This window comes from gamma proteobacterium symbiont of Lampromicra miyakona, assembly GCF_059730895.1.
The window spans coordinates 542,781-564,832 of the sequence record NZ_AP035932.1 but is presented as its reverse complement, the minus strand read 5'-3'; the positions used below and the strand labels follow the sequence as shown (position 1 = coordinate 564,832).

Annotated in this window: 18 protein-coding genes, 1 tRNA gene and 1 pseudogene; 12 read left to right on the top strand and 8 right to left on the bottom strand. The window is 55.6% G+C overall.

The window, feature by feature from the left end; translation table 11 throughout:
- Nucleotides 1-27 precede the first annotated feature (27 nt).
- Complete coding sequence (gene glnE / locus AC6I8P_RS02695; RefSeq protein WP_498030945.1) at nt 28-2,886, bottom strand: bifunctional [glutamate--ammonia ligase]-adenylyl-L-tyrosine phosphorylase/[glutamate--ammonia-ligase] adenylyltransferase; 2,859 nt, start codon at nt 2,884-2,886, stop codon at nt 28-30.
- Between the two features lie 33 nt (nt 2,887-2,919).
- Nucleotides 2,920-4,230, bottom strand: coding sequence for a CYTH domain-containing protein (locus AC6I8P_RS02690; RefSeq protein ID WP_498030944.1), 1,311 nt, complete (start codon nt 4,228-4,230; stop codon nt 2,920-2,922).
- 205 nt (nt 4,231-4,435) lie between these two features.
- Between AC6I8P_RS02690 and AC6I8P_RS02685 the strand changes: the two genes are divergently transcribed.
- Both AC6I8P_RS02685 and AC6I8P_RS02680 read left to right on the top strand, forming a co-directional pair.
- Nucleotides 4,436-5,059, top strand: coding sequence for a TIGR04211 family SH3 domain-containing protein (locus tag AC6I8P_RS02685; RefSeq protein WP_104188252.1), 624 nt, complete (start codon nt 4,436-4,438; stop codon nt 5,057-5,059).
- Nucleotides 5,060-5,200: 141 nt separating this feature from the next.
- Nucleotides 5,201-6,433, top strand: a complete 1,233-nt coding sequence (locus AC6I8P_RS02680; RefSeq protein ID WP_498030943.1) for a multifunctional CCA addition/repair protein — start codon at nt 5,201-5,203, stop codon at nt 6,431-6,433.
- 18 nt (nt 6,434-6,451) lie between these two features.
- Here AC6I8P_RS02680 and bacA read toward each other — a convergent pair whose 3' ends face one another.
- Complete coding sequence (bacA, locus tag AC6I8P_RS02675; protein WP_031280132.1) at nt 6,452-7,270, bottom strand: undecaprenyl-diphosphate phosphatase; 819 nt, start codon at nt 7,268-7,270, stop codon at nt 6,452-6,454.
- 191 nt (nt 7,271-7,461) lie between these two features.
- Nucleotides 7,462-7,821, bottom strand: a complete 360-nt coding sequence (gene folB / locus AC6I8P_RS02670; RefSeq protein ID WP_021509625.1) for a bifunctional dihydroneopterin aldolase/7,8-dihydroneopterin epimerase — start codon at nt 7,819-7,821, stop codon at nt 7,462-7,464.
- A gap of 107 nt (nt 7,822-7,928) precedes the next feature.
- Between folB and plsY the strand changes: the two genes are divergently transcribed.
- Nucleotides 7,929-8,528, top strand: a complete 600-nt coding sequence (gene plsY, locus AC6I8P_RS02665; protein ID WP_021509626.1) for a glycerol-3-phosphate 1-O-acyltransferase PlsY — start codon at nt 7,929-7,931, stop codon at nt 8,526-8,528.
- Nucleotides 8,529-8,558: 30 nt separating this feature from the next.
- Here the strand turns inward: plsY and tsaD are convergent, their stop codons facing one another.
- Nucleotides 8,559-9,572, bottom strand: coding sequence for a tRNA (adenosine(37)-N6)-threonylcarbamoyltransferase complex transferase subunit TsaD (tsaD, locus tag AC6I8P_RS02660; protein WP_031280133.1), 1,014 nt, complete (start codon nt 9,570-9,572; stop codon nt 8,559-8,561).
- A gap of 281 nt (nt 9,573-9,853) precedes the next feature.
- Here tsaD and rpsU point away from each other — a divergent pair, with 281 nt between their 5' ends.
- The 3 genes from rpsU (at nt 9,854) to rpoD (ending at nt 14,156) form a co-directional block, all read left to right on the top strand.
- Complete coding sequence (gene rpsU, locus AC6I8P_RS02655) at nt 9,854-10,069, top strand: 30S ribosomal protein S21 (RefSeq protein WP_001144069.1); 216 nt, start codon at nt 9,854-9,856, stop codon at nt 10,067-10,069.
- Nucleotides 10,070-10,187: 118 nt separating this feature from the next.
- Nucleotides 10,188-11,933: a DNA primase gene (gene dnaG, locus AC6I8P_RS02650; RefSeq protein WP_498030942.1), complete on the top strand. Its 1,746-nt coding sequence runs from the start codon at nt 10,188-10,190 to the stop codon at nt 11,931-11,933.
- Nucleotides 11,934-12,311: 378 nt separating this feature from the next.
- Nucleotides 12,312-14,156 carry an RNA polymerase sigma factor RpoD gene (gene rpoD / locus AC6I8P_RS02645; RefSeq protein ID WP_058759769.1) on the top strand — a complete coding sequence of 615 codons (1,845 nt, stop codon included), beginning with the start codon at nt 12,312-12,314 and terminating at the stop codon, nt 14,154-14,156.
- A 48-nt stretch (nt 14,157-14,204) separates the two neighbouring features.
- On the opposite strand, the gene AC6I8P_RS02640 is transcribed toward rpoD, so the two are convergent.
- The 3 genes from AC6I8P_RS02640 to AC6I8P_RS02630 form a co-directional block, all read right to left on the bottom strand.
- Nucleotides 14,205-14,966, bottom strand: coding sequence for a substrate-binding domain-containing protein (locus AC6I8P_RS02640; protein ID WP_498030941.1), 762 nt, complete (start codon nt 14,964-14,966; stop codon nt 14,205-14,207).
- A gap of 89 nt (nt 14,967-15,055) precedes the next feature.
- The gene (gene mug, locus AC6I8P_RS02635; RefSeq protein WP_283342634.1) at nt 15,056-15,571 is read right to left on the bottom strand and encodes a G/U mismatch-specific DNA glycosylase; all 516 of its coding nucleotides are present in this window, start codon (nt 15,569-15,571) and stop codon (nt 15,056-15,058) included.
- Nucleotides 15,568-16,155, bottom strand: coding sequence for a TetR/AcrR family transcriptional regulator (locus tag AC6I8P_RS02630; RefSeq protein ID WP_498030940.1), 588 nt, complete (start codon nt 16,153-16,155; stop codon nt 15,568-15,570). The genes mug and AC6I8P_RS02630 overlap by 4 nt, the downstream gene beginning before the upstream one ends.
- A 136-nt stretch (nt 16,156-16,291) precedes the next feature.
- Between AC6I8P_RS02630 and AC6I8P_RS02625 the strand changes: the two genes are divergently transcribed.
- From AC6I8P_RS02625 to yjjJ, 6 genes and pseudogenes are all read left to right on the top strand, one after another.
- Entirely contained in the window at nt 16,292-17,074 is a 783-nt protein-coding gene (locus tag AC6I8P_RS02625; RefSeq protein ID WP_497998224.1) for an SDR family NAD(P)-dependent oxidoreductase, read from the top strand.
- 199 nt (nt 17,075-17,273) lie between these two features.
- A tRNA-Ile gene (locus tag AC6I8P_RS02620) sits at nt 17,274-17,349 on the top strand.
- 170 nt (nt 17,350-17,519) lie between these two features.
- Nucleotides 17,520-18,005 (top strand): DUF2778 domain-containing protein, encoded by a 486-nt coding sequence (locus AC6I8P_RS02615; protein WP_104188241.1) that lies wholly within the window; start codon nt 17,520-17,522, stop codon nt 18,003-18,005.
- Between the two features lie 598 nt (nt 18,006-18,603).
- Nucleotides 18,604-18,927, top strand: a pseudogene (locus tag AC6I8P_RS02610) (tyrosine-type recombinase/integrase); the annotation flags it as partial.
- Nucleotides 18,924-19,913, top strand: coding sequence for a hypothetical protein (locus AC6I8P_RS02605; protein WP_247656311.1), 990 nt, complete (start codon nt 18,924-18,926; stop codon nt 19,911-19,913). The pseudogene AC6I8P_RS02610 and the gene AC6I8P_RS02605, both read left to right, overlap by 4 nt.
- A 711-nt stretch (nt 19,914-20,624) precedes the next feature.
- A complete protein-coding gene (gene yjjJ, locus AC6I8P_RS02600; protein WP_498030939.1) occupies nt 20,625-21,929 on the top strand; it encodes a type II toxin-antitoxin system HipA family toxin YjjJ in 1,305 nt (434 codons plus the stop codon).
- Nucleotides 21,930-22,052: the final 123 nt, after the last annotated feature.

Here is a 22,052-nt window from a genome sequence, read left to right as displayed (position 1 = left end):
CGGATAATAGCATAGAAGCCGCCAGGCTCACTGCTCCGTGTCATCCGCGTCGCTCGCGGCCAGCCAGCGCTGCCAGCTGGCGTGCACCACGGCGCGTTCGTCAGCGAACGATGCCGGATCGACATGACCCGGCAGTTCCTGCAGCGCCAGATGGTGCAGCGCATCGCGCAGCGTGACGTAAGCGTGCGTCAGCGCCTGCGCTTCCTCATCAGCCATGATGCCGTGGCGCGCCATCAGTTCAAAAATGCGCACGTTATCCGACCAGCGCGTCAGCGCCGGCTGGCTGGCGGCGTAACCTAAGACCAGATACTGCGCAATGAATTCAATATCGGTGATACCGCCCTCATCGGTTTTAATCTCCCAGCGGCCTTTGTGCTTGTTACTGAGGTGCGCGCGCATTTTCTCACGCATCTCACGCACTTCGGTTTGCAGCTTCGCGCCTTCACGCGGCAGGCACAGAATACCGCGCCGGATCGCATCGAAGCGCTCACACAGCGCCGGTTCGCCAAACACGATGCGCGCGCGCACCAGCGCCTGATGTTCCCACGTCCAGGCTTCATGGCGCTGATAGTCGTCAAAGGCAGCAAAGGTGCTGACCAGCATGCCGGCCGCGCCAGAGGGGCGCAGGCGCGCGTCCACCTCATACAAAATGCCGGACGAGGTGCGGGTGCTGAACAGATGCATGACGCGCTGGGCGAGACGCAGGTAAAACTGACGCCCGTCGATAACGCGTTCACCGTCGGTTTCGGCATCGTCCGGACAGTCATGCAGAAACACCAGATCGAGATCCGAGCTGTAACCCAGTTCCCAGCCGCCCAGTTTGCCGTAGCCGACCACGGCGAAGCCGCGCTCGCTGTCGCTGGTGAGGTGCGAAGGGCGACCATAGCGCTGCACCATCATCTGCCACGCCTGCTGCACCACCGATTCAATGATCGCTTCCGCCAGCCAGGTTAAGTGATCGCTCACTTTCATCACCGGCAGGGTTCCGGCGATGTCGGCGGCGGCGATACGCAGATGCTGTGCCTGCTTGAACTGGCGCAGCGCTTCCAGCTGCTGCTCTTCATCATCGGTGGGAATGCGCAGCAGATACTGGCGCAGTTCATCACGATAGGCATCGGTGGCAGTGGGCTGATACAACGTGGCCGGATCGAGCAGTTCATCCAGCAGCAGCGGATAGCGCGCCAGCTGGCTGGCAATCATCGGCGAAGCGCCACACAGGCGAATCAGATGACGCAGCGCGCCGTGATACTCGGTCAATAACTCGAGATAGGTGCTGCGCGTTAATACGCCAAGCAGCAGCGGTGTCAGGCGCGCCAGCACCACATCGGCATCGTCACGCGCGCACACTTCGCTTAGCAGGCGCGGCATTAATTGATCGAGCGCCAGCCGGCCGCGCGGGCCGATGGTGCGGCGACTGACATCCTGACGGAAATCATTCAGCGCCCGATACAGCGCATGGCGCTGTTCCGCCTGCAGCTGCGGTACCACCGGCAGCAAATCGCTCTCTTCCAGCGCGTCCTGCCACAGGCTGGCGAACTCCGCCAGCTGCGGCTGATCGTCGATATCCGGCGCATCATCGCCTATCAGCTCGTCGAAAATGTGGCGCACGCCGGCCATGTGCTGTTCCAGCTGTGCCAGCAGCGTCGCCCAGTCCGCCATGCCCATCGCCCAGGCCAGGCGCTGGCGATCGAGCGGATTTTCCGGCAGCGTCTGCGTCTGCTCATCGTTGATGCTCTGCAGCAGATTCTCCAGCCGGCGTAAAAACAGGTAGGCGTCACGCAGATGGTCAACCTGCTCCGGCATTAACAGTGCCAGCTCACCGATGGCCTGCAGCGTCGGCAGCAGCGAACGCAGCTGAAGTGAGCGCTCACGTCCACCTCGAATCAGTTGAAACACCTGGACAATGAATTCGGTTTCGCGAATGCCGCCGGCGCCGAGTTTGATGTTGTCCTTCAGGCCGCGCCGCCGTACTTCGCGGGCAATCATGCCTTTCATGTTACGCAGCGACTGGATCACACTGAAATCAATGTAGCGGCGATAGACGAACGGGCGCAACATCTGCTGCAGCTCCTGGCTCCAGTGGCCGCCGTCGTCGCCCATCAGGCGCGCTTTCACCATCGCGTAGCGCTCCCAGTCACGACCCTGCTCCTGGTAGTAATCCTCCAGCGCGGCAAAGCTCAGCACCAGCGGACCGCTGTCACCGAACGGGCGCAGGCGCATATCCACGCGATAAACAAAGGCATCGACGGTAGGTTGATCCAGCACCTTGATCAGGCGCTGCCCCATGCGGGTAAAGAACTGCGCGTTGTCGAGCTCGCGCCGGCCGCCGCGGGTGACGCCGTTTTCCGGCCAGGCAAAGATCAGGTCAATATCGGAAGAGAAGTTGAGTTCACCGCCGCCCAGCTTGCCCATACCGAGAATCAGCATCGGCTGGGCTTCGCCGGCGGCGTTGCACGGCGTACCGAAATCGCGGCAGCAATCCTGCCACACCCAGTCGCGCGCGGCGGTAATCAGCACTTCCGCCAGCGTGCTGAGCTGCGTCAGGCTCTGCCCGGTGCTGGCCTGCTCCAGCGCCTGCATCCACGCGATGCGCACCAGCATATGACGACGGAACAGGCGCAGTTCGCGCATCAGGGAGGCTTCGTTATCCACCGGCTGCAGCGCCGCTGCCAGCCAGGCCGCATAGTGCTGCCACTCTTCGGGCTGCGGCGGTTGCTGCTGCAGCTGTTGCCACCACGCCGGATGCTGCTGCAGGTTGTCCACGATAAAGTCACTAAAGGTCAGTGCGGCAGCCTGCTGCGGCGTGATCGCCGTCAGCGGCAGGCCCAGACGTTCTGCCACGCTGGCGAGCTGCGCCTGCATCAGCGCCGGTAACGGTAACGACATCTTCCCTCCCTGATGATTGATGGTGCCGTAGCCTTAGCGTTTCGCACCGTTATTTAGCCAGAACGGCGGTTGACGGATCGCCAGATTGACCAGCTGAATCAGACCGCGCTCCTGTTTTTCACGAATGGCGTGCTGCAACTCCTGCCAGCCTGCCAGCCACTGGCTGACTTCTTCAGCCGGATATGCACCCGCCAGCAGATGCACCGCCAGCAGCTGGCGGTTCAGGCGCGTAGCTTTGTCCTGAAATTCATTGAACAGCTGCACGTCGACGAAGGTTTCACGCAGATCCGCGCCGATGCGCCCCAGCATGATGTCGCTGAAGCGTTTAAACGAGCCCTGTAGCTTGCTTTTGTTCTTCTCGTCCAGCCACGGCTGCCACTGCGACTCCACCAGCCAGTGAGTAAGTGCTAACTGGGCTTCAACCGAGGTCGGTGAGAAGCAGACGGTTTCTACGCTGGCCTCGCTGTCCGCCAGCAGCTCTTCCAGCCGGGTCAGCTTCTGACGCAGTTCGCTATTGGCCTTGCGCGGCACCAGCGTGCCAAACAGGGAAAACGCCTGACGCAGCGTTTCCAGCGCTTCAATTACCCGTGCCCGGGCGTCTTCGTTACCGCGCAGCCAGACCTCTTCATGGTACTGCCAGTGGCCGAGCGCCGCGCTCATGGCGTGAACCATGCCCTGCTCCACTGTGGCTTTGGCGGCAATTTTCTGCAGCGGCAGCGCGCGCAGCGGTCGCGGCGCGTTGCCCTGCGCCAGCTGATAACCGCGTGCCGCTTTGCTCAGGCTGCCGAGGCGCAGGCCGCCCGTGGCGATCAGCGCACTGGCGAAGGTCAGCATATCGCTGCGGGTTCCACGCTTAAGCTCCAGCTCCACTTCATACAACGGCTCGCTCAGCTCCCCTGCGGCAACGCTGCCGCAATCGAAAGCCACTTCAATTTCGCTGTCGCCAACGCTCACCAGCCAGGTTTCACGCTGGAAATGGGTGCTGAACAGCGGCTGCAAACGCGGCTGCAGCGCGGCAATATCGGTACCCTGCGGCCAGATCTCTGCCGGCAGGCGGGCAATGTCCAGCTGCGGCTCGCTGAGGTCGACGTTGTATTCCGGACGCTGATGCAGGCCGCCCAGCGTTTTGCCGGCGGTTTTCAGCGTCATTTCATAGCGCTGATCCACGCCGCGAATCCGCAGGCCCATATCCCAGCGGCGCAGCTGGTTGTCATCGGTTTCGTAATAGATGTTGGTCAGCTCACGCGCGGCGTGGTGCTGATGTGGCCAGGCGGCAAGCGTCTGCGCCAGTTTTTCGGCGGCTTGCGGGGTGGCAATGAACTTTAATTCGATTTCGATGGTCATAATTTTTTATTCAATACGCTGCTGGCACTTACGAGTTTAATCTGGCGAAGAGTAATGCACCGCAAGCCTGCTGTCTCTGCTTTCTTGTGCTTTTACGACCCTTTTCGCACCGCATTGAGACCAGGATAGTTCTCATTCAGATTTATGCGAAGCGACTCCAGACTGTGCCGGTAAATTTACGCCCATCATGAAAAAACGATATCGAATGAAAAAAATCTCACTTGCCGCCCTCTCTTTGCTGGCTTTCAGCGCCATCGCACCGGCCCACGCGGCCGATGAAAAACGTTACATCTCCGACGAATTATCCACCTGGGTACGCAGCGGCCCTGGCGATCAGTATCGCCTGGTTGGCAAGCTGAATGCCGGGGAGGAAGTCACGCTGCTGCAAACCAATAATGACTCGCAGTACGCGCAAATCCGCGATGCAGAAGGCAAAACTAACTGGATCCCGCTGTCGCAGCTCAGCGCCTCCCCCAGCCTGCGCACCCGCGTGCCGCAGCTGGAGCAGCAGGTCAAAGAGCTGACCGACAAACTGGCGAACATTGATAACAGCTGGAATCAGCGTACGTCAGAGATGCAGAACAAGGTGGCCAACAGCGACGGCACCATCAACGGCCTGAAAGAAGAGAATCAGAAGCTGCGCAACGAGCTGATTGTGGCGCAGAAGAAGGTCAGCGCCGCTAACGTTCAGCTGGATGACAAACAGCGCACCATCATCATGCAGTGGTTTATGTATGGCGGCGGCGTGCTCGGCGTCGGTCTGCTGCTCGGTCTGCTGCTGCCGCACATGGTGCCGCGCCGCAAGAAAAACGATCGCTGGATGAATTAAAGCCACCACGCCATTTGTGGTTTGCCTGGAGGGGATCGTAAGATGCCCCTTTTGGCATGCCCGCTTTTTCGCCAAAGTATGCAACAATAACGTAACAAGCGTGCGCAGCACGCAAAAGTGGATTGCCTCTGGAGTGGTTGAGTGAAGACGTTTCTGGTCGGTGGCGCAGTGCGTGATGCCTTACTGCGTTTGCCGGTAAAAGATAGAGATTGGGTGGTGGTGGGCGCAACGCCCGACAGCATGCTGGCGCAGGGCTATCAGCAGGTGGGCCGGGATTTTCCGGTTTTTTTACACCCTGAAAGCCGCGAAGAGTATGCGCTGGCGCGCACCGAGCGCAAAAGCGGCAACGGTTATACCGGCTTCGTGACCCAGTTCGCGCCGGACGTGACGCTGGAGCAGGATTTACAGCGTCGCGATCTGACCATCAATGCCATCGCGCAGGCCGCTGACGGCACGCTGATCGACCCTTATCACGGCCAGCAGGATTTGCAGCAGCGCACCCTGCGTCACGTGTCGGCAGCTTTTAATGAAGATCCGCTGCGCGTGCTGCGCGTGGCGCGTTTTGCTGCCCGTTTCGCCCACCTCAATTTCCGTGTGGCCCCCGAAACCCAGGCGCTGATGCGCGAGATGGCGCACAGCGGTGAACTGGCGCATCTCACTGCAGAGCGGGTGTGGAAAGAGACGGAAAAAGCGCTGCTGACGCGCAATCCTCAGGTCTATTTCCAGCTGCTGCGCGACTGCGATGCATTGCAGGTGCTGTTCCCGGAAATCGACAACCTGTACGGCATTCCGGCCCCCGTTAAGTGGCATCCGGAGATCGATACCGGCGTCCACGCGCTGATGACGCTGACCATGGCCGCAGCGCTCTCCGACCAGCTTGACGTGCGCTTCGCCACGCTGTTCCACGATGTGGGTAAAGCGCTGACGCCGCCAGAGAAGTGGCCGAGCCATCATGGTCACGGCCCGGCCGGTGTACCGATTGTTGAAGCGCTGTGCCGGCGACTGCGCGTGCCGAACCAGGTGCGCGATCTGGCCCTGGTAGTGACGGAGTTTCACGATGTGGTGCACACCATTGAACGCCAGCCGGCTGACGCGCTGGTGGCACTGTTTGACCGCATCGACGCCTGGCGCAAGCCCGATCGCGTGGAAAAGATGGCACTGACCAGCGAAGCCGACGCACGTGGGCGCACGACGCTGGAGAGCATGGCTTATCCGCAGGGCGATTATCTGCGGCGCGCGTTTGCGCTGGCGCAGGCGGTGCCCACCAAAGCGGTGGTCGAGGCCGGTTTCACAGGCGCGGCGGTGCGGGAAGAGCTGACGCGTCGGCGCGTGCTGGCGTTGCAGGAAGGGTTAATCGACGCGCGGCCAGCGTAACCGGCCGCGCCTCGCGTATTACATAAAGATGGCGTAAACCGCTGCCGCGACGATAAAGCGGTAGATGGCAAACGACACAAACGAGATACGTTTGATCAGCTCAAGGAACACTTTGATCGCCAGCAGCGCGACAATAAAGGCGGTCACGAAGCCCACGGCAAACATCGGGAAATCCTGCATCGTCAGGAAACCCATGCTCTTGTAGAGATCGAGTCCGGTAGCACCGATCATCATCGGTACCGCGAGGATGAAGGAAAACTCGGACGCCGCATAGCGGCTGACGCCCATCAGCATACCGCCGGAAATGGTGGCACCGGAACGCGAGAAGCCCGGCCACAGCGCCAGACACTGGAAGCAGCCAATCATAAACGCCTGGCGATAGGTGATGTCATCAATGCCGACCGCTTTCGGCTGCTTTGGCTTGAGATATTCCGCCGCCAGCAGCAGCACGCCGCCCACCACCAGCGCGTACATCACGTTGATCGGGTTAAACAGGGTTTTAATCTGGTCATGCAGTACCAGGCCAATCACTACCGCCGGCACCATACCCAGCAGGATGTGAATCAGCGTCAGTTTTCCGCTGCCGACGCCTTCGTGGCGCTCCTGGCCGAAGTGAATGCCGATCAGGCCAAACAGCCTGCGCCAGAACATCACCACTACGGCGAGGATGGAGCCCAGCTGGATTACCACTTCAAAGGTTTCCGCCTTCTCACCCTCGAACCCCAGCAAATGGCCAACAATAATCATGTGGCCTGTGGATGAGACCGGCAGGAACTCCGTAAGGCCTTCCACAACCCCCAGGATTGCAGCTACCCATAGCTGATGAATGTCTGCCATCAAATTTTACCCTCTATCCGTTTTAAACAGTAAAAAGGCGGTCGCGCACCGCTACCGCCTGAAATTATGCCTGCACCTTGCTGAAGGAAACCTTAAGGATTTCGGTCACTTCCCCTTCATCAGCGCAGCGGCCTCCACTGAGACACACCATAATTTGGTTTGGTTTCATTGTGATGGCAATCACGCAGGATTTATTTAGGAATAGTCCCGCGCTCAATTCTCACGCCCACGCTCGCCGCCTGGGCGACAGCCCCCGGTTTACCTACCTTCACGCGTACACCGGGCGTTTTGAAACGATTCATCAACAGATCGGCGATTTCTTCTGCCACCCGTTCGACCAGCGCAAAACGCTGCCCCTGCAGATGACTGAGGATTGCTTCGGTGACATCGGCGTAGCTCAGACAGTGGTTCACATCGTCGCTCACCGCCGCCTGACGGTTGTCCCACGCCATTTCGACATCGAGCACCAGCTTCTGCTGCATGCCCTGTTCCCAGTCGTAAACGCCAATGGTGGTGAACACGGTGAGTTGTTCTATAAATACGATATCCATGATGTCACTCTCTGTTTTTGGCTTAGCCGGATACCACTTCCGGCGGATTATGCGTATTATCCACGCTTATCGAGAACAAAACGACCCAAAAGGAACGGTACGAAGCTATGAGTGCTATCGCGCTTGGTATGATTATTTTCGCGTATCTTTGCGGCTCGATTTCCAGTGCGATCCTGGTTTGTAAACTCGCTGGTTTACCCGATCCCCGCAGCGCAGGCTCTGGCAATCCAGGCGCCACCAACGTGTTACGTATTGGCGGTAAAGCCGCCGCTGCCGCGGTACTGATTTTCGACGTGGCGAAGGGAATGGTGCCGGTATGGATCGCCTGGTGGCTGCACGTCACGCCGATGTATCTTGGCCTCACGGCCATCGCCGCCTGCCTCGGCCATATCTATCCGGTGTTTTTCCGCTTTCGTGGCGGCAAAGGTGTGGCCACCGCGTTTGGGGCCATCGCGCCGATTGGCTGGGACCTGACCGGCCTGATGACCGGCACCTGGCTGCTGACGGTGCTGCTCAGCGGCTACTCATCGCTGGGCGCGATCGTCAGCGCGTTAATTGCCCCGTTTTATGTCTGGTGGTTTAAGCCGCAGTTCACCTTTCCGGTGTCGATGCTGTCATGCCTGATTTTGCTGCGCCATCACGACAATATTCAGCGCCTGTGGCGCGGTCAGGAAAACCGCGTGTGGAAGCGTAAAAAGAAGAAATAAAAAAACCGGCGCGCAGCCGGTTTTTTATCATCAGATGGCCGGTAATTCCGCCAGCGGCCAGCGTGGCCGCACGCTGACGCCCAGCTCACCGCGCGTGCCGCCTTTCAGCCGCACCATGCCGGCATAGGCAATCATCGCGCCGTTGTCGGTGCAGAACTCCGGACGAGCATAAAACACCTCGCCGCCGCGCGCGCTCATCATGGTTGCCATGCGTTCACGCAGCGTGCGGTTGGCACTCACGCCGCCGGCAATCACCAGGCGTTTGAAGCCGGTCTGCTCCAGCGCACGCTTGCATTTGATCATCAGCGTATCCACTACCGCATCTTCAAAGGCGCGGGCGATATCGGCGCGCGCCTGTTCGTCACCGTCATGTTCGCGAATGGTATTCGCCGCAAAGGTTTTCAGGCCGGAGAAGCTGAAGTCCAGTCCCGGACGATCGGTCATCGGGCGCGGGAACTTAAAGCGATCCGGCGTGCCCTGCTGTGCCATGCGCGACAGCATCGGGCCGCCCGGATAATCCAGCCCCAGCAGCTTGGCGGTTTTATCGAACGCTTCCCCGGCGGCATCATCAATCGATTCGCCCAGCAGCGTATATTCACCAATACCGGTGACGCTGATCAGCTGCGTGTGGCCGCCGGAGACCAGCAGTGCCACGAACGGGAATGCCGGTGGGTTGTCTTCCAGCATCGGCGCCAGCAGATGGCCTTCCATGTGATGCACCGGCACCGCCGGCACGTTCCAGGCGAACGCCAGCGCGCGGCCAATGGTGGCACCAACCAGCAGCGCACCGACCAGGCCGGGACCGGCGGTGTACGCCACGGCGTCAATCTCTCCGGCCTGCAAGCCCGCCTGTTTCAGCGCGGCCTGAATCAACGGCACGGTTTTCCGCACGTGATCGCGCGAGGCCAGTTCCGGCACCACGCCACCGTAATCGGCATGTAATTTCACCTGGCTATATAATTGATTCGCCAGCAGACCGGACGCATCGTCATAAATCGCGATGCCGGTTTCATCGCAGGACGTTTCAATACCCAGAACTCGCATAGCTTTATCACCCTCTTCTTGCGGCGCGCAGTGTAGCACAGGCCGGCTGACGCCTGCCCCCTTCCGCACGCGAAAAAGTGTTTTTCTGTCGCGCAAAGAGTGCGCTATACTCCACGGCCTGAAAAAACCGGCAGCCGCACAGGCAAACGCTCCTGTTGGTTCTAAATTGTCCATGGTGCTTTACAAGCCAGCCGCGCCTGGAGTAAAATGCTGCACCATTTTGAAAAGTGCTGGCGCCGCAGTCAGCAGCAAAAACCGAATTTTATCGAGGTGAGAGTTACATGCCGGTAATTAAAGTACGTGAAAACGAGCCATTCGACGTAGCACTGCGTCGCTTCAAGCGTTCCTGCGAGAAAGCAGGCGTTCTGGCTGAAGTTCGTCGTCGTGAGTTCTATGAAAAACCAACGACTGAACGTAAGCGCGCTAAAGCGTCTGCTGTTAAGCGTCACGCCAAGAAACTGGCTCGCGAAAACGCACGCCGCACTCGTCTGTACTAATTTCTTTCGGAAGTTCGCTTCCGCCGCGTGTTAAACGCAGACAGAGTCAAGTAAGAGGCCGTGCTTTCCGAAAGGAAGCGCGGCTTGTTGCCGTTTATGAGCTGAAAAACCGGGGCTTATGGCTGGACGAATTCCACGCGTATTTATCAATGATTTACTTGCCCGCACGGACATCGTGGATCTTATCGATGCCCGCGTTAAGCTGAAAAAGCAGGGTAAGAACTATCACGCGTGCTGTCCTTTCCATAACGAAAAAAACCCCTCTTTCACCGTAAGCGGTGAAAAGCAGTTCTACTACTGCTTTGGCTGTGGTGCCAAAGGCAACGCCATCGACTTCCTGATGAATCACGATCGTCTGGATTTCGTCGAGAGCGTTGAGGAACTTGCCACGCAGCACGGCTTAGAAGTGCCGTACGAAGCGGGCAATGGTCCGAGCCCGATGGAGCGCCATCAGCGCCAGAGCCTGTATCAGCTGCTGGAAGGTTTAGACAGCTTTTATCAGCAGAGCCTGCGCAATCCGCAGGCAAAATCAGCACAACAGTATCTCGCCACACGCGGGCTAAGCCAGCAGGTGATCGATCACTTTGCCATTGGCTATGCGCCAGCCGGCTGGGACAACGTCCTGAAGCGTTTCGGTCAGCAGAAAGAAGATCGTGAATCGCTGATGGAAGCGGGCATGCTGGTCAGCAATGACAGCGGCCGCACCTACGATCGTTTCCGCGATCGCGTGATGTTTCCGATTCGCGACAAGCGCGGACGCGTGATTGGTTTTGGTGGCCGCGTGCTGGGCAACGATACGCCCAAGTACCTGAACTCACCGGAAACACCGATTTTCCATAAAGGCCGCCAGTTATACGGCCTGTATGAAGCGCAAAAAAATCATCCGCAACCGGCACGTCTGCTGGTGGTGGAAGGCTATATGGACGTGGTTGCGCTGGCGCAGTTCGGCATTGATTATGCTGTCGCCTCGCTGGGCACCTCGACCACAGCGGAACATATCCAGCTTTTGTTCCGCTCGACCGATAACGTGATCTGCTGCTACGACGGCGACCGCGCCGGTCGTGAAGCTGCATGGCGTGCGCTGGAAACCGCATTGCCTTACATGAATGACGGTCGTCAGCTACGCTTTATGTTTTTGCCCGATGGCGAAGACCCGGATACCCTGGTGCGTAAAGAGGGCAAAGCAGTGTTCGAAGCGCGGATGGAGCAGGCTATGCCGCTCTCCACGTTTCTGTTCGACAGCCTGATGCCGCAGGTGGATCTGAGTACGCGCGACGGCCGTACCAAGCTGGCAACGCTCGCGCTGCCGCTGATTAGCCAGATTCCGGGCGAAACGCTGCGGATTTATATGCGTCAGACGCTGGGTAATAAACTCGGCATTCTGGACGATAACCAGTTAGACAAGCTGATGCCGAAGCAGGCGGAAAGCGGTACCGCGCCGGTGGCGCCACCGATGAAACGCACCACCATGCGCGTGCTGATTGCGTTGCTGGTGCAGAATCCGCAATTTGCCGCCATCGTGCCTGCGCTGGACGGGCTGGAGCAGTCTAAATTAGCGGGATTGCCACTGTTTGTGGAGTTAGTCCGCCGTTGTACTGAGAATCCTGGCCTGACCACCGGACAGCTACTAGAGTTATATCGCGGGACAGAATTTAGCCAGCCCCTTGAAACACTGGCCACCTGGAACCACATGATCGTAGATGACGAAGCGGAAGAAGTGTTCCAGGACTCGCTGGCAAGCATCTATGATGCTGCGCTGGAGCAGCGCCTCGAAGCACTGATTGCGCGCGATCGGACTGAGGGCCTGAGCGCCGCCGAACGCCGTGAATTCTGGGCATTAAGCCAGGCATTAGCCAAAAAATAAGATTTTACCGGGTCAGAACGATGAAGGCTGATAGCGCCGCCGTTCTTGCCTGATGTTTCTGGTTTATGGTCGCTGTAAGCGAAGCCGGAAGCAATGCATACATACCAGAGGCGTTAACGTCGCTGTCAGTTTCAAGGCTGCCAGCGCGCAGCAACCGGAGCGTACTGGCGTACGTGAGGATTGCGGGCACTGCCAGCATTGAAAATGGCAAGTGAGTTAGCGCCGGACAGAATATTAAGCGGCTTAAGTGCCGATTTACGATGGGCCAAAGCCCTGGCCGCGTTGAAGGCAGCGGCAAAAACACAACGCCTTCACTGTTATAGTTGGCTCGCTGCCGACCGACACCAATCTAATTAACAGAAGTGTGGATACCGTCTTATGGAGCAAAACCCGCAGTCACAGCTTAAGCTGCTTGTCACCCGTGGTAAGGAGCAGGGCTATCTGACCTATGCTGAGGTCAATGACCATCTGCCGGAAGATATCGTCGACTCCGATCAGATCGAAGACATCATCCAAATGATCAACGATATGGGTATTCAGGTGGTGGAAGAAGCCCCGGATGCCGATGATCTGATGCTGAATGAAAACAGCACCGATACTGACGAAGATGCCGCGGAAGCTGCCGCTCAGGTATTATCCAGCGTTGAATCTGAAATTGGCCGTACCACCGACCCGGTGCGCATGTACATGCGTGAAATGGGTACCGTTGAGCTGCTGACGCGCGAAGGCGAAATCGACATCGCCAAGCGTATCGAAGACGGTATCAACCAGGTGCAATGCTCTGTCGCCGAATACCCGGAAGCAATCACCTACCTGCTCGATCAGTACGATCGCGTTGAAGCGGGCGAGTCACGCCTGTCTGACCTGATCACCGGTTTCGTCGATCCGAACGCCGAGGAAGATCTGGCACCGACCGCGACCCACGTTGGTTCTGAGCTGTCAGAAGAAGACCGCGACGACGACGAAGAGGAAGACGAAGAGAGCGACGACGACAGCTCCGACGACGATAACTCTATCGATCCGGAACTGGCGCGCGAGAAGTTTAACGACCTGCGTACGCAGTACGAAACCACGCGCAACGTGATCAAAGCCAAAGGCCGCAGCCATGCGGACGCCGTGGCCGAGATTAATAATCTCTCTGAAGTGTTTAAACAGTTCCGCCTGGTGCCGAAGCAGTTCGACTACCTGGTGAACAACATGCGTGAAATGATGGAGCGCGTGCGCACGCAAGAGCGCCTGATCATGAAGCTGTGTGTTGAACTGTGCAAAATGCCGAAGAAAAACTTCATCACCCTGTTTACCGGTAATGAAACCAGCGAAAGCTGGTTCAAAGCGGCACTGGCCATGAACAAACCGTGGTCAGAAAAACTGCAGGAAGTGGAAGAAGATGTCATGCGTTCGCTGCAGAAACTGCTGCAGATTGAAGAAGAGACCGGCCTGACCATTGAGCAGGTGAAAGACATCAACCGTCGTATGTCGATCGGCGAAGCCAAAGCGCGTCGTGCGAAGAAAGAGATGGTTGAGGCTAACCTGCGTCTGGTGATCTCCATCGCCAAGAAGTACACCAACCGTGGCCTGCAGTTCCTCGATCTGATTCAGGAAGGCAACATCGGTCTGATGAAAGCGGTGGATAAGTTTGAATATCGCCGTGGCTATAAGTTCTCAACTTACGCCACCTGGTGGATCCGTCAGGCTATCACCCGTTCTATCGCCGACCAGGCGCGTACCATCCGTATTCCGGTGCACATGATTGAGACCATTAACAAACTCAACCGTATTTCGCGCCAGATGCTGCAGGAGATGGGCCGCGAGCCAACGCCGGAAGAGCTGGCTGAGCGCATGCTGATGCCGGAAGATAAAATCCGTAAGGTGCTGAAAATCGCTAAAGAGCCGATCTCCATGGAGACGCCGATTGGTGATGATGAAGATTCGCATCTGGGCGACTTTATCGAAGACACCACGCTGGAGTTGCCGCTGGATTCCGCGACCTCGGAAAGCCTGCGTTCTGCCACCCACGACGTGCTGGCTGGCCTGACCGCGCGTGAAGCCAAAGTCCTGCGTATGCGTTTCGGTATCGATATGAATACCGACCACACGCTGGAAGAGGTGGGCAAACAGTTTGACGTAACGCGTGAGCGTATCCGTCAGATTGAAGCCAAAGCGCTGCGTAAACTGCGCCATCCGAGCCGCTCGGAAGTGCTGCGTAGCTTCCTCGACGATTAATCGTCGTGGTCAGTAAAAACCCCGGCTTGCCGGGGTTTTTTATTGCCTTCAGTATGGCGTCAGCCCTTTCTCCTGCATCACGCTGCGCGCTTTGTCGCTCTGCAGGTATTTCACGAACTTCGCCGCGGCCTGCTGCTGCTGGCTGCTGCGCGTGATCACCGCACCGTACAGCGTATCCTGCTGTGCCGCCGACGGAATCAGTCCCACGACAGTAATACCCTTCACCGCCTTCAGCTCGCTGTTCTGCTGGAAGCCCAGCTCGGCTTTGCCCTGCGCGACCGCCTCACCCACCGGCGTGGCCGGAATCACGGTGATCTTCGCCGCCGTTTTTGGGCCCAGCTGCAGCTTATCCAGCATCTTGCTCTGAATATATTTGCCGCTGGCGCTGTCAGACACGGCGATACTTGAGGCGGAGGTCAGCACCTGTTTGAACTTCGCGACGGTACTGATATCCGGCGGCGTGGTGCCCTGCTTCACCGCCATGGCAATATACGAGTGCGCCAGCACCTGATGGCTGGCGCTATCCACCCATTTCGCCTGCTCCAGCGGCTTGATGGCGTAATCCACCATCACCAGCACATCCGCGCTTTCATGGCGTTTGAGGCGATTAGGAATCGCCTGCGCCGTGTCACCCATCGACGGCGCCGCTTCCAGCTCAATGCTGTCACCGCTCTGCTGCTGATAATCCTGCTTCAGGCTTTCAATCACCGGGTACATACCGCCGGAACTGAATACCTTCAGCGTTGCGGCCTGGACGCCCGGTTGCGCCGCCAGCAGCAGTGCCGCCAGAACCATGGTGCGTTGCTTCATCTCCCTGCTCCTTTTTTTCGCGTGGAGCATTCGGTGTAGCCAGAAACAAAACGATGAACAACGTTATTACTTTGTGAAACAGAGCCAGCTCACGCCTTATTCTGTAACCAATCATGAAGCTGGCGATAAGCGGAGACCATCTCCTCCAGCGAAGCGCGGTTTAATCCGCTGGGATTGGGCAGCACCCATAAACGGGTTTCGCCCAGCAACTGCGGCTGCTCGCCCCACGCCACATTGCGCTGACGAAACGCCTTCTGAAACGCATCCTTACCCAGCACCGCCAGCGCGCGCGGCTGAAAGCGCAGCACCTTTTCCTGCAGACGCGCGCCGCCGTCACGCAGCTCCGCGCCCGCCAGCTCGCTGGCCTGAATGGTGGGGCGCTCTACCAGCATGGTGATGCCGCAGCCGGTCTCCAGCAGCCGCTGTTCCTGCTCCGGCAGCAGCTGCTCGCGGGTGAATCCGGCCTGATGGATCACCTTCCAGAAGCGGTTGCCGGGATGCGCAAAGTGAAAGCCGGTATGCGCCGAGGATTTGCCCGGATTGATGCCGCAAAACAGCACCTGCAAATCGGGTGCGATAATGTCGCGGATGTCGTGATCGCTCATGCTGTCACCAGCCCGGCGCGCAGTTTGACTGCCTGACGCGTCACATCCAGCATCTGGCGCGCTTCCGCTTCATCGGTGCAGGCGCGCGCCAGCGCCAGCGCACCAACCATTTCGGCCTGCATGCTGCTGGCGATACTCTCCGCCTGCGCATGTCCCAGCTGCTGCAGCGCCTGCACCAGCTGCCGCCGCACCGCTTCGCGCTTCGCCGAAAACAGCGCCCGCGCATCCGGCGGTAAATGCGCCACTTCGCTGACCAGCGCCGGTATCGGACAGCCCTCACCCGGCGCGCCACAGTGCTGGTCCGACAGATAGCGGTCGATCCACTGGTTCAGCCGTTCAGCCGGGTCCTCAACCGCCAGCACGGCGGCAAAACGCTGCGCCGAGTCGGCAAACATCTCGCTAATCACCGCTTCGACCAGCGCTTCACGTGAGGCAAAGTGTGCATAAAACCCGCCGTGCGTCAGGCCGACGCGCTTCATCAGCGCTGCCACGCCAATGCCTTCGGTGCCGCATTCGCGCATCACCACCGCCGCTTCTTCCAGAATGCGCTGCCGCGTGCGCGCCTTATGGCTTAGCTTTTCCATCGGTTATCACCCTGCTCATCGCTAATGGCAATCAGTGTAATTATTACGATCGTCATATTCCAGCTTGACGATGCATATGATGGTCGTCATATTATCAGCACACCAATATGACGACCATCATACAGAGGGCTTTTCCATGTCACACCAACTGGCTTTAATCACCGGCGCTTCCAGCGGTATCGGCGCAACTTACGCTAAACAGCTGGCCGCACGCGGCAACGACCTGATTCTGGTGGCGCGCGATGCTGCACGTCTGAGCGCACTGGCGCAGTCGCTGCACGAAGCGCACGGCGTGGAAGTCAGCGTGCTGGCCGCGGATCTGACGCGCCATGAGGATCTGGCGCGTATTGATAGCGAGCTGCGAGACAATACGCGTATTACCACGCTGATCAACAATGCGGGCATGACGGTGGAAGGCGAGTTTATCGACGCCAGCATCGACCAGACGCAAACCATGCTGGCACTGAACGTGGTGGCGCTGACGCAGCTCTCTCATACGGCTGCGCAGGTTTTCCGCAGCCGCAACGCGGGCACCATCGTGAACGTGGCGTCGGTACTGGCGCTGGTCAACGAACAGGCGAACGGAGCCTACAATGCGACAAAAGCTTTTGTGCTCTCGCTGACGCGGAATATGCAGCGTGAGCTGGCGGGCCACAACGTACGCGTGCAGGCGCTGCTGCCGGGCCTGACGCGCACCGAAATCTTTCAGCGCACCGGGCGCTCGGTGGATGACCTGCCGGCAGAGATGGTAATGGAGGTCGACGACTTAGTCGCCGCCGCGCTGCGCGGTCTGGATGACGGCGAAGCGATCACCATCCCTTCGGTAGAAGATATGGGCCTGTGGCACAGCTTTGAGCAGGCGCGCGGCGCCATCCTGCCATTTATCTCGCTGAATAAGCCCGCCACGCGCTATCGCTGAACCTGCGCATCCGGAGACAAGGCAGCAGCAAGCCTTGTCTCAAAAACGCGACAGCAGTGGGCGCTTATTGCGCGCATCTGTCAGGGTTGCGGGATTTTTTGCTGTGAGATCAAGGACTCAGTGATTGCGGGAATTTTCACCAACCGATTGCGCAACGCTGGATCGCCCCACCGAGATACTTTATAATCCCCGCTCCGCTGGCCCCTTAGCTCAGTGGTTAGAGCAGGCGACTCATAATCGCTTGGTCGCTGGTTCAAACCCAGCAGGGGCCACCAAATCTTCATAAATCATGTATTTAAATCACTTCTATGGTGATTTTTCCGTCCTCATTTTGGATGGTGCCGCTTTAAATATATGTAACTGCAAAGCCTGACCAGACTAATCGCTTTAAATGATTGAATGGTGATTAGTAAGCTTATGAAATGACTTAACAAAAGGAATCGTTATGTCTTACAGCTGCTATCTGTTATTAAATCGTCGTGAAATGACTTCACTCAATTGTCCGGGCATTGGTGTTTTTCCCGCATTTTCAGGCCAGAAAGATGGCCGTAATAATCCTGATAAAACTCATGTCCCCGATATTGGCCCATTAGTGCGCGGACGTTATTACATCGTTGAGCGGCCATCAGGTGGAAGATTAGGTCCCTGGCGTGAGAGGTTTTTGAAAGAAATATACGGAACGGATCGGACTACCTGGTTTGGTCTTTACCGCGATGACGGCAAAATTGATGATTACACGTTTGTGGAGGGCGTCAGACGTGGGAATTTCAGGCTCCATCCCATAGGACCGCTCGGTCTTAGCGAAGGCTGTATTACACTTGCTCATCCTATCCAGTTTCAGTACATGCGCGATATGTTCCTGCGAGCCGGCCCCACTCTCAATATTCCAGGTAGTCAATTGAAAGCCTATGGAACGGTAAAGGTGTACTGATGATGCGTATTATTTTACTCATTTTGTTATTTATCATCTGTTGCGTGGCAATCTCTAAAGCGATCGCGTTATTAGTTCCTGCATCAATATTTTATTCAATCGCCAACGCCCTGCAGATCTATGGTGATGAGTCGGTTATTGATTTTATATTAATAGTCAATATTTCTATATCGATTCTGCTTTCTCTAATACTGGTAATCCTTCTAAAGCGTAAAAAATGAAGATAAGAGGCTCCGGAGCCAGGTTTCATCAACTGAGAGCCGGTTTAAGAGATTTTTAAAGGTGTTGTCGTTGCTGTAGTCACCCACTACGTAACAGTGATCAGCCCAGGAATATGAAGTAGAAGCGTATTGAGGATTTTGATTACCAATTCGTAATAGACTAACTACGCTTGTTTTTGTCGTACCTTAGCTATCGCGCAATAATGCTTTTACAAATAATTTTACTGAGCTTATATCCCTTTTTTCGGTGAAAATCATATGCAAAGTGAGATAACTTTTGAATTGTCGAATTTTGTTCGAACATAAAACGGTGTTTTAGGGAGGATGAGAGCCAATCTGGTCAGATTTCTCTGTGTAAAAATGAGCTAAAGGTAAGCCAGACGGTGCCGATAACCGAAAAATTACCGGCTGAATTGCCATCAAGCAGGAAAGCGCAGAAGCTATTCAAACCATGCTATTCAGCATTTAGAAAGGCTATGCAACACGCTGGTATCGAGACACCTGCCGGGCAGCTAACGCACGTTTTATGCCACACATTTGCCTCTCATTTTATGATGAACGGCGGAAACATTCTTGTACTTCAGCGAATATTAGGCCATACGGACATAAAGGTAACTATGCGATATGCACATTTTGCGCCAGATCATTTAGCTGAAGCAGCGTTACTCAATCCTCTACAGAAAATGGAAAAAGAAAAATGAATGAAATTGAAGAAGATAATAACTCTGTTCGAACCAAACGCACTGGAATACCAATTTTCCATAAATTTGCCACAAGACCAAAAGTTATACTCTCCGGCATTTTAATTTATGTAGGATTGGGCATTGCAATTCTATTTAGCTCAGATATGGGCCCATCATATTTTATTGAGAAATTTGGCCCAATCATGTTAGGAGTATGCATTGCCATCCCAGGGTTTATAATGATAAGCGGCGAGATGAGCAAGTTGACCAAGCTAAGAAGAGAAGACAAGTTTATTGATGTAGACGACAGTAGAGACAATGAATCTCAAATTTTTGAAAAAAAAATACTCAATGAGTTGAATTATCTCAAAGCAAATTCTAACAACTTCTCTGAGCAAAGCATTGAAGAGATTGTATCTAAAGTAATTGAATCCAAGACATTAGATCAAGGAAACATGTTTGACTCATTCGAAAATTACTTTAATGAAATTCGCCGTGTTTTATTAGAGCAAGCTTATACTTCAGATAAGAAAGCTTCAATTCTTTTAGATAAGGGAACATCTTATTCAAAAGGCGGGATAACTTTTTTTATAATATCCATTATAACGTGGCAAACTTTATCATGGCTCACAGACTTCAAAGAACAATATATCTATGGAATGGTATCTTGCTCTTTATTATTTATCTTCATCGAATTTTTATCTGCTTGGTTTCTTAAACAATATCGTCACTTTGTTGATACCTCGACCTATCATATAAAAGTGAAGTCTATTTTTGACAAATACATGATGTCATATTTGGCTATTAAAAGCCTTAGTGACGAAAGTAGTAGTAATGATATAAAATATAAAGCCATGCTTAAAATACTTGAAGAAGAATTGAAATGGCCCGAAACCTATCTATTGAAGAAATCAGAAGTAAGTTTTGCCAGGGAGGCAATTGAAACGATGTCTCACTTTGCAAAAGCAATCAAGTCAGAGGCAAAGAGTAAGGGTAACGAGTAAAATGCATTCAATGTTTTAATAAATTCTAGGGGAGTGTAAAAAGTGAGAGCCATAGATGATGCCAATTTCTTAATTGCCTCCTCATTTAAACAGGCTGCCTACCTCAATTTGACTGTAATATTTATGTAAATCAAACTTAAGATGACTATTTGAAGTGGCACCAAAGTGGCAGCAGAGCTCAACGCTATGTGTCACTTTTCATCACTATTCAGCCAAAAAAATATAAAAATCAGTAAATTACTGATTTAATTCACTTCAAATTGGGACTCATAATCGCTTGTTCGGTGGTTCGAACTTGGCGAAGGCCGCCAATCACTTGTTCATCTGATTGACTTAAGTCACCCTTAAACAGGTGGCTTTGCTATTTAGATTTAAACAATAGCGATGTAAGGTCAGCGCTTTTTGCTGATACAGTTAAAACTCCAATGCGCAGCACCCTTCCCACTTTCAACCTGAAATCACCTGTCTTGCCGGCCTTTCCGGCTCATACTGCCTCACGCTGTCATTGTGTTAACAATCGCCACTTACAAACAACGACGCGAGAATCTATCTCATTAAGCCTGCATGCAGCCTCAACTTCCTACAGAACCACACATTTGCACACCAAGCGTGGCACATCCCAGTGACTGCCAGCTATTTACTTGCTAACATAACTACTCAAAAACTATTCATATATCTATTCACAAAACTATTCAAAAGCTACTCAAACACATGTCATTACATTCAAAAAACATACGCCAGCTTCTCTATAGCGGGCCGATGACAGCAAGGCAAATCATTGAAAAAATGGGTATAAGCCAGCCTACGCTTTCCCGTGCGATTAGAGAACTGGGTGATGGCATAGTCAAAATCGGGGCGGGTCCATCTATTCAATATGCCCTGCGGGATGCGTTTCGCGGATTCCGCTCGGCCCCGATTTACCGCGTTACCGATGAGGGGCAAATCAAACCTCTCGGCGAGCTGATTCCGGTTCGTCCGGAAGGGTTCGTGATGGTGCAGGCGGACCATAAAAGCTTTCACAGTGACGGGCTGCCGTGGTGGCTGTTTGACATGCGACCACAGGGCTATCTCGGCAGAGCGTATGCCTCGACTTATGCCAGCGGGCTCGGTCTGCCGGCAAATCCCGAACAATGGGCGGACGCAGATGTGGTCAGAGCGCTGCTGGCGCAAGGTCATGATGCGATCGGCAACCTGCTGATCGGCGAGCAGGCGCGCAGCCGTTTCCTGGAAATGCCCGAACCGACTCCCGTGGAGCGCGAGACGGCGTATCCCGAGCTGGCGCGGGCCGCGGGCGCTGGTGAGGTGCCGGGCTCATCTGCGGGTGGCGAGCAGCCAAAATTCTGCACCTATACCGAACGCGGTCATGTGCTGGTGAAATTCACCGCAGCAGATGACAACCCAGTCAGCGAACGCTGGCGCGATCTGCTGATGGCTGAACATCTGGCCCTGAAAGTACTGGATGTTGAGACCGACGTGTTTGATATTGCAGGGCAGCGCTTCCTCGAAATCCCCCGCTTTGATCGGGTGGGCAAAATGGGCCGTATCGGCGTGTTTTCGCTGCGGGCGCTTGATGCGGAGTTCGTCGGCAATGCCAGCGCAAGCTGGCCGGTCCTCGTCAACCAGCTTGTGGCGGAAAAGTGTGTCCATTCTGAGGCCGCTAATAGCACGGCAAGGCTTTGGGCATTCGGCATGCTGATCGGCAATACCGACATGCACGCCGGTAACCTGTCATTCATCAGTCGCCATGGCCGTCCATACCACCTCGCGCCGGCTTATGACATTCTGCCGATGGGCTTTGCGCCCAGAGCGGGCGGCGCCATCGTGAATACGCTGCGGCCTGCGTCCCTGCCGGAAGTGGTCAGCAGCGATACATGGCGGGAAGCGCTAGCTTTGGCGGAGGAATTTTTGTCTCTGGCGAACAGTTGCGATGGCTTCTCCGATCATTTTGTGCCCTGCCTAGCCGCGTTACAACAGCATCTGGATGAGGCCCGATCGCGCATCGCCCGACTGGGCTAAGCGCGTTTCCTGATTGATAATTTCTTCAAAGCTGCATCCTCGAAACAGGCGGTGATTAACCGCCTCGCACCCGTTTTTCGCTCCCGCAACTTTGCAAAAGTAAAACGATCGGTTTACTTTTTA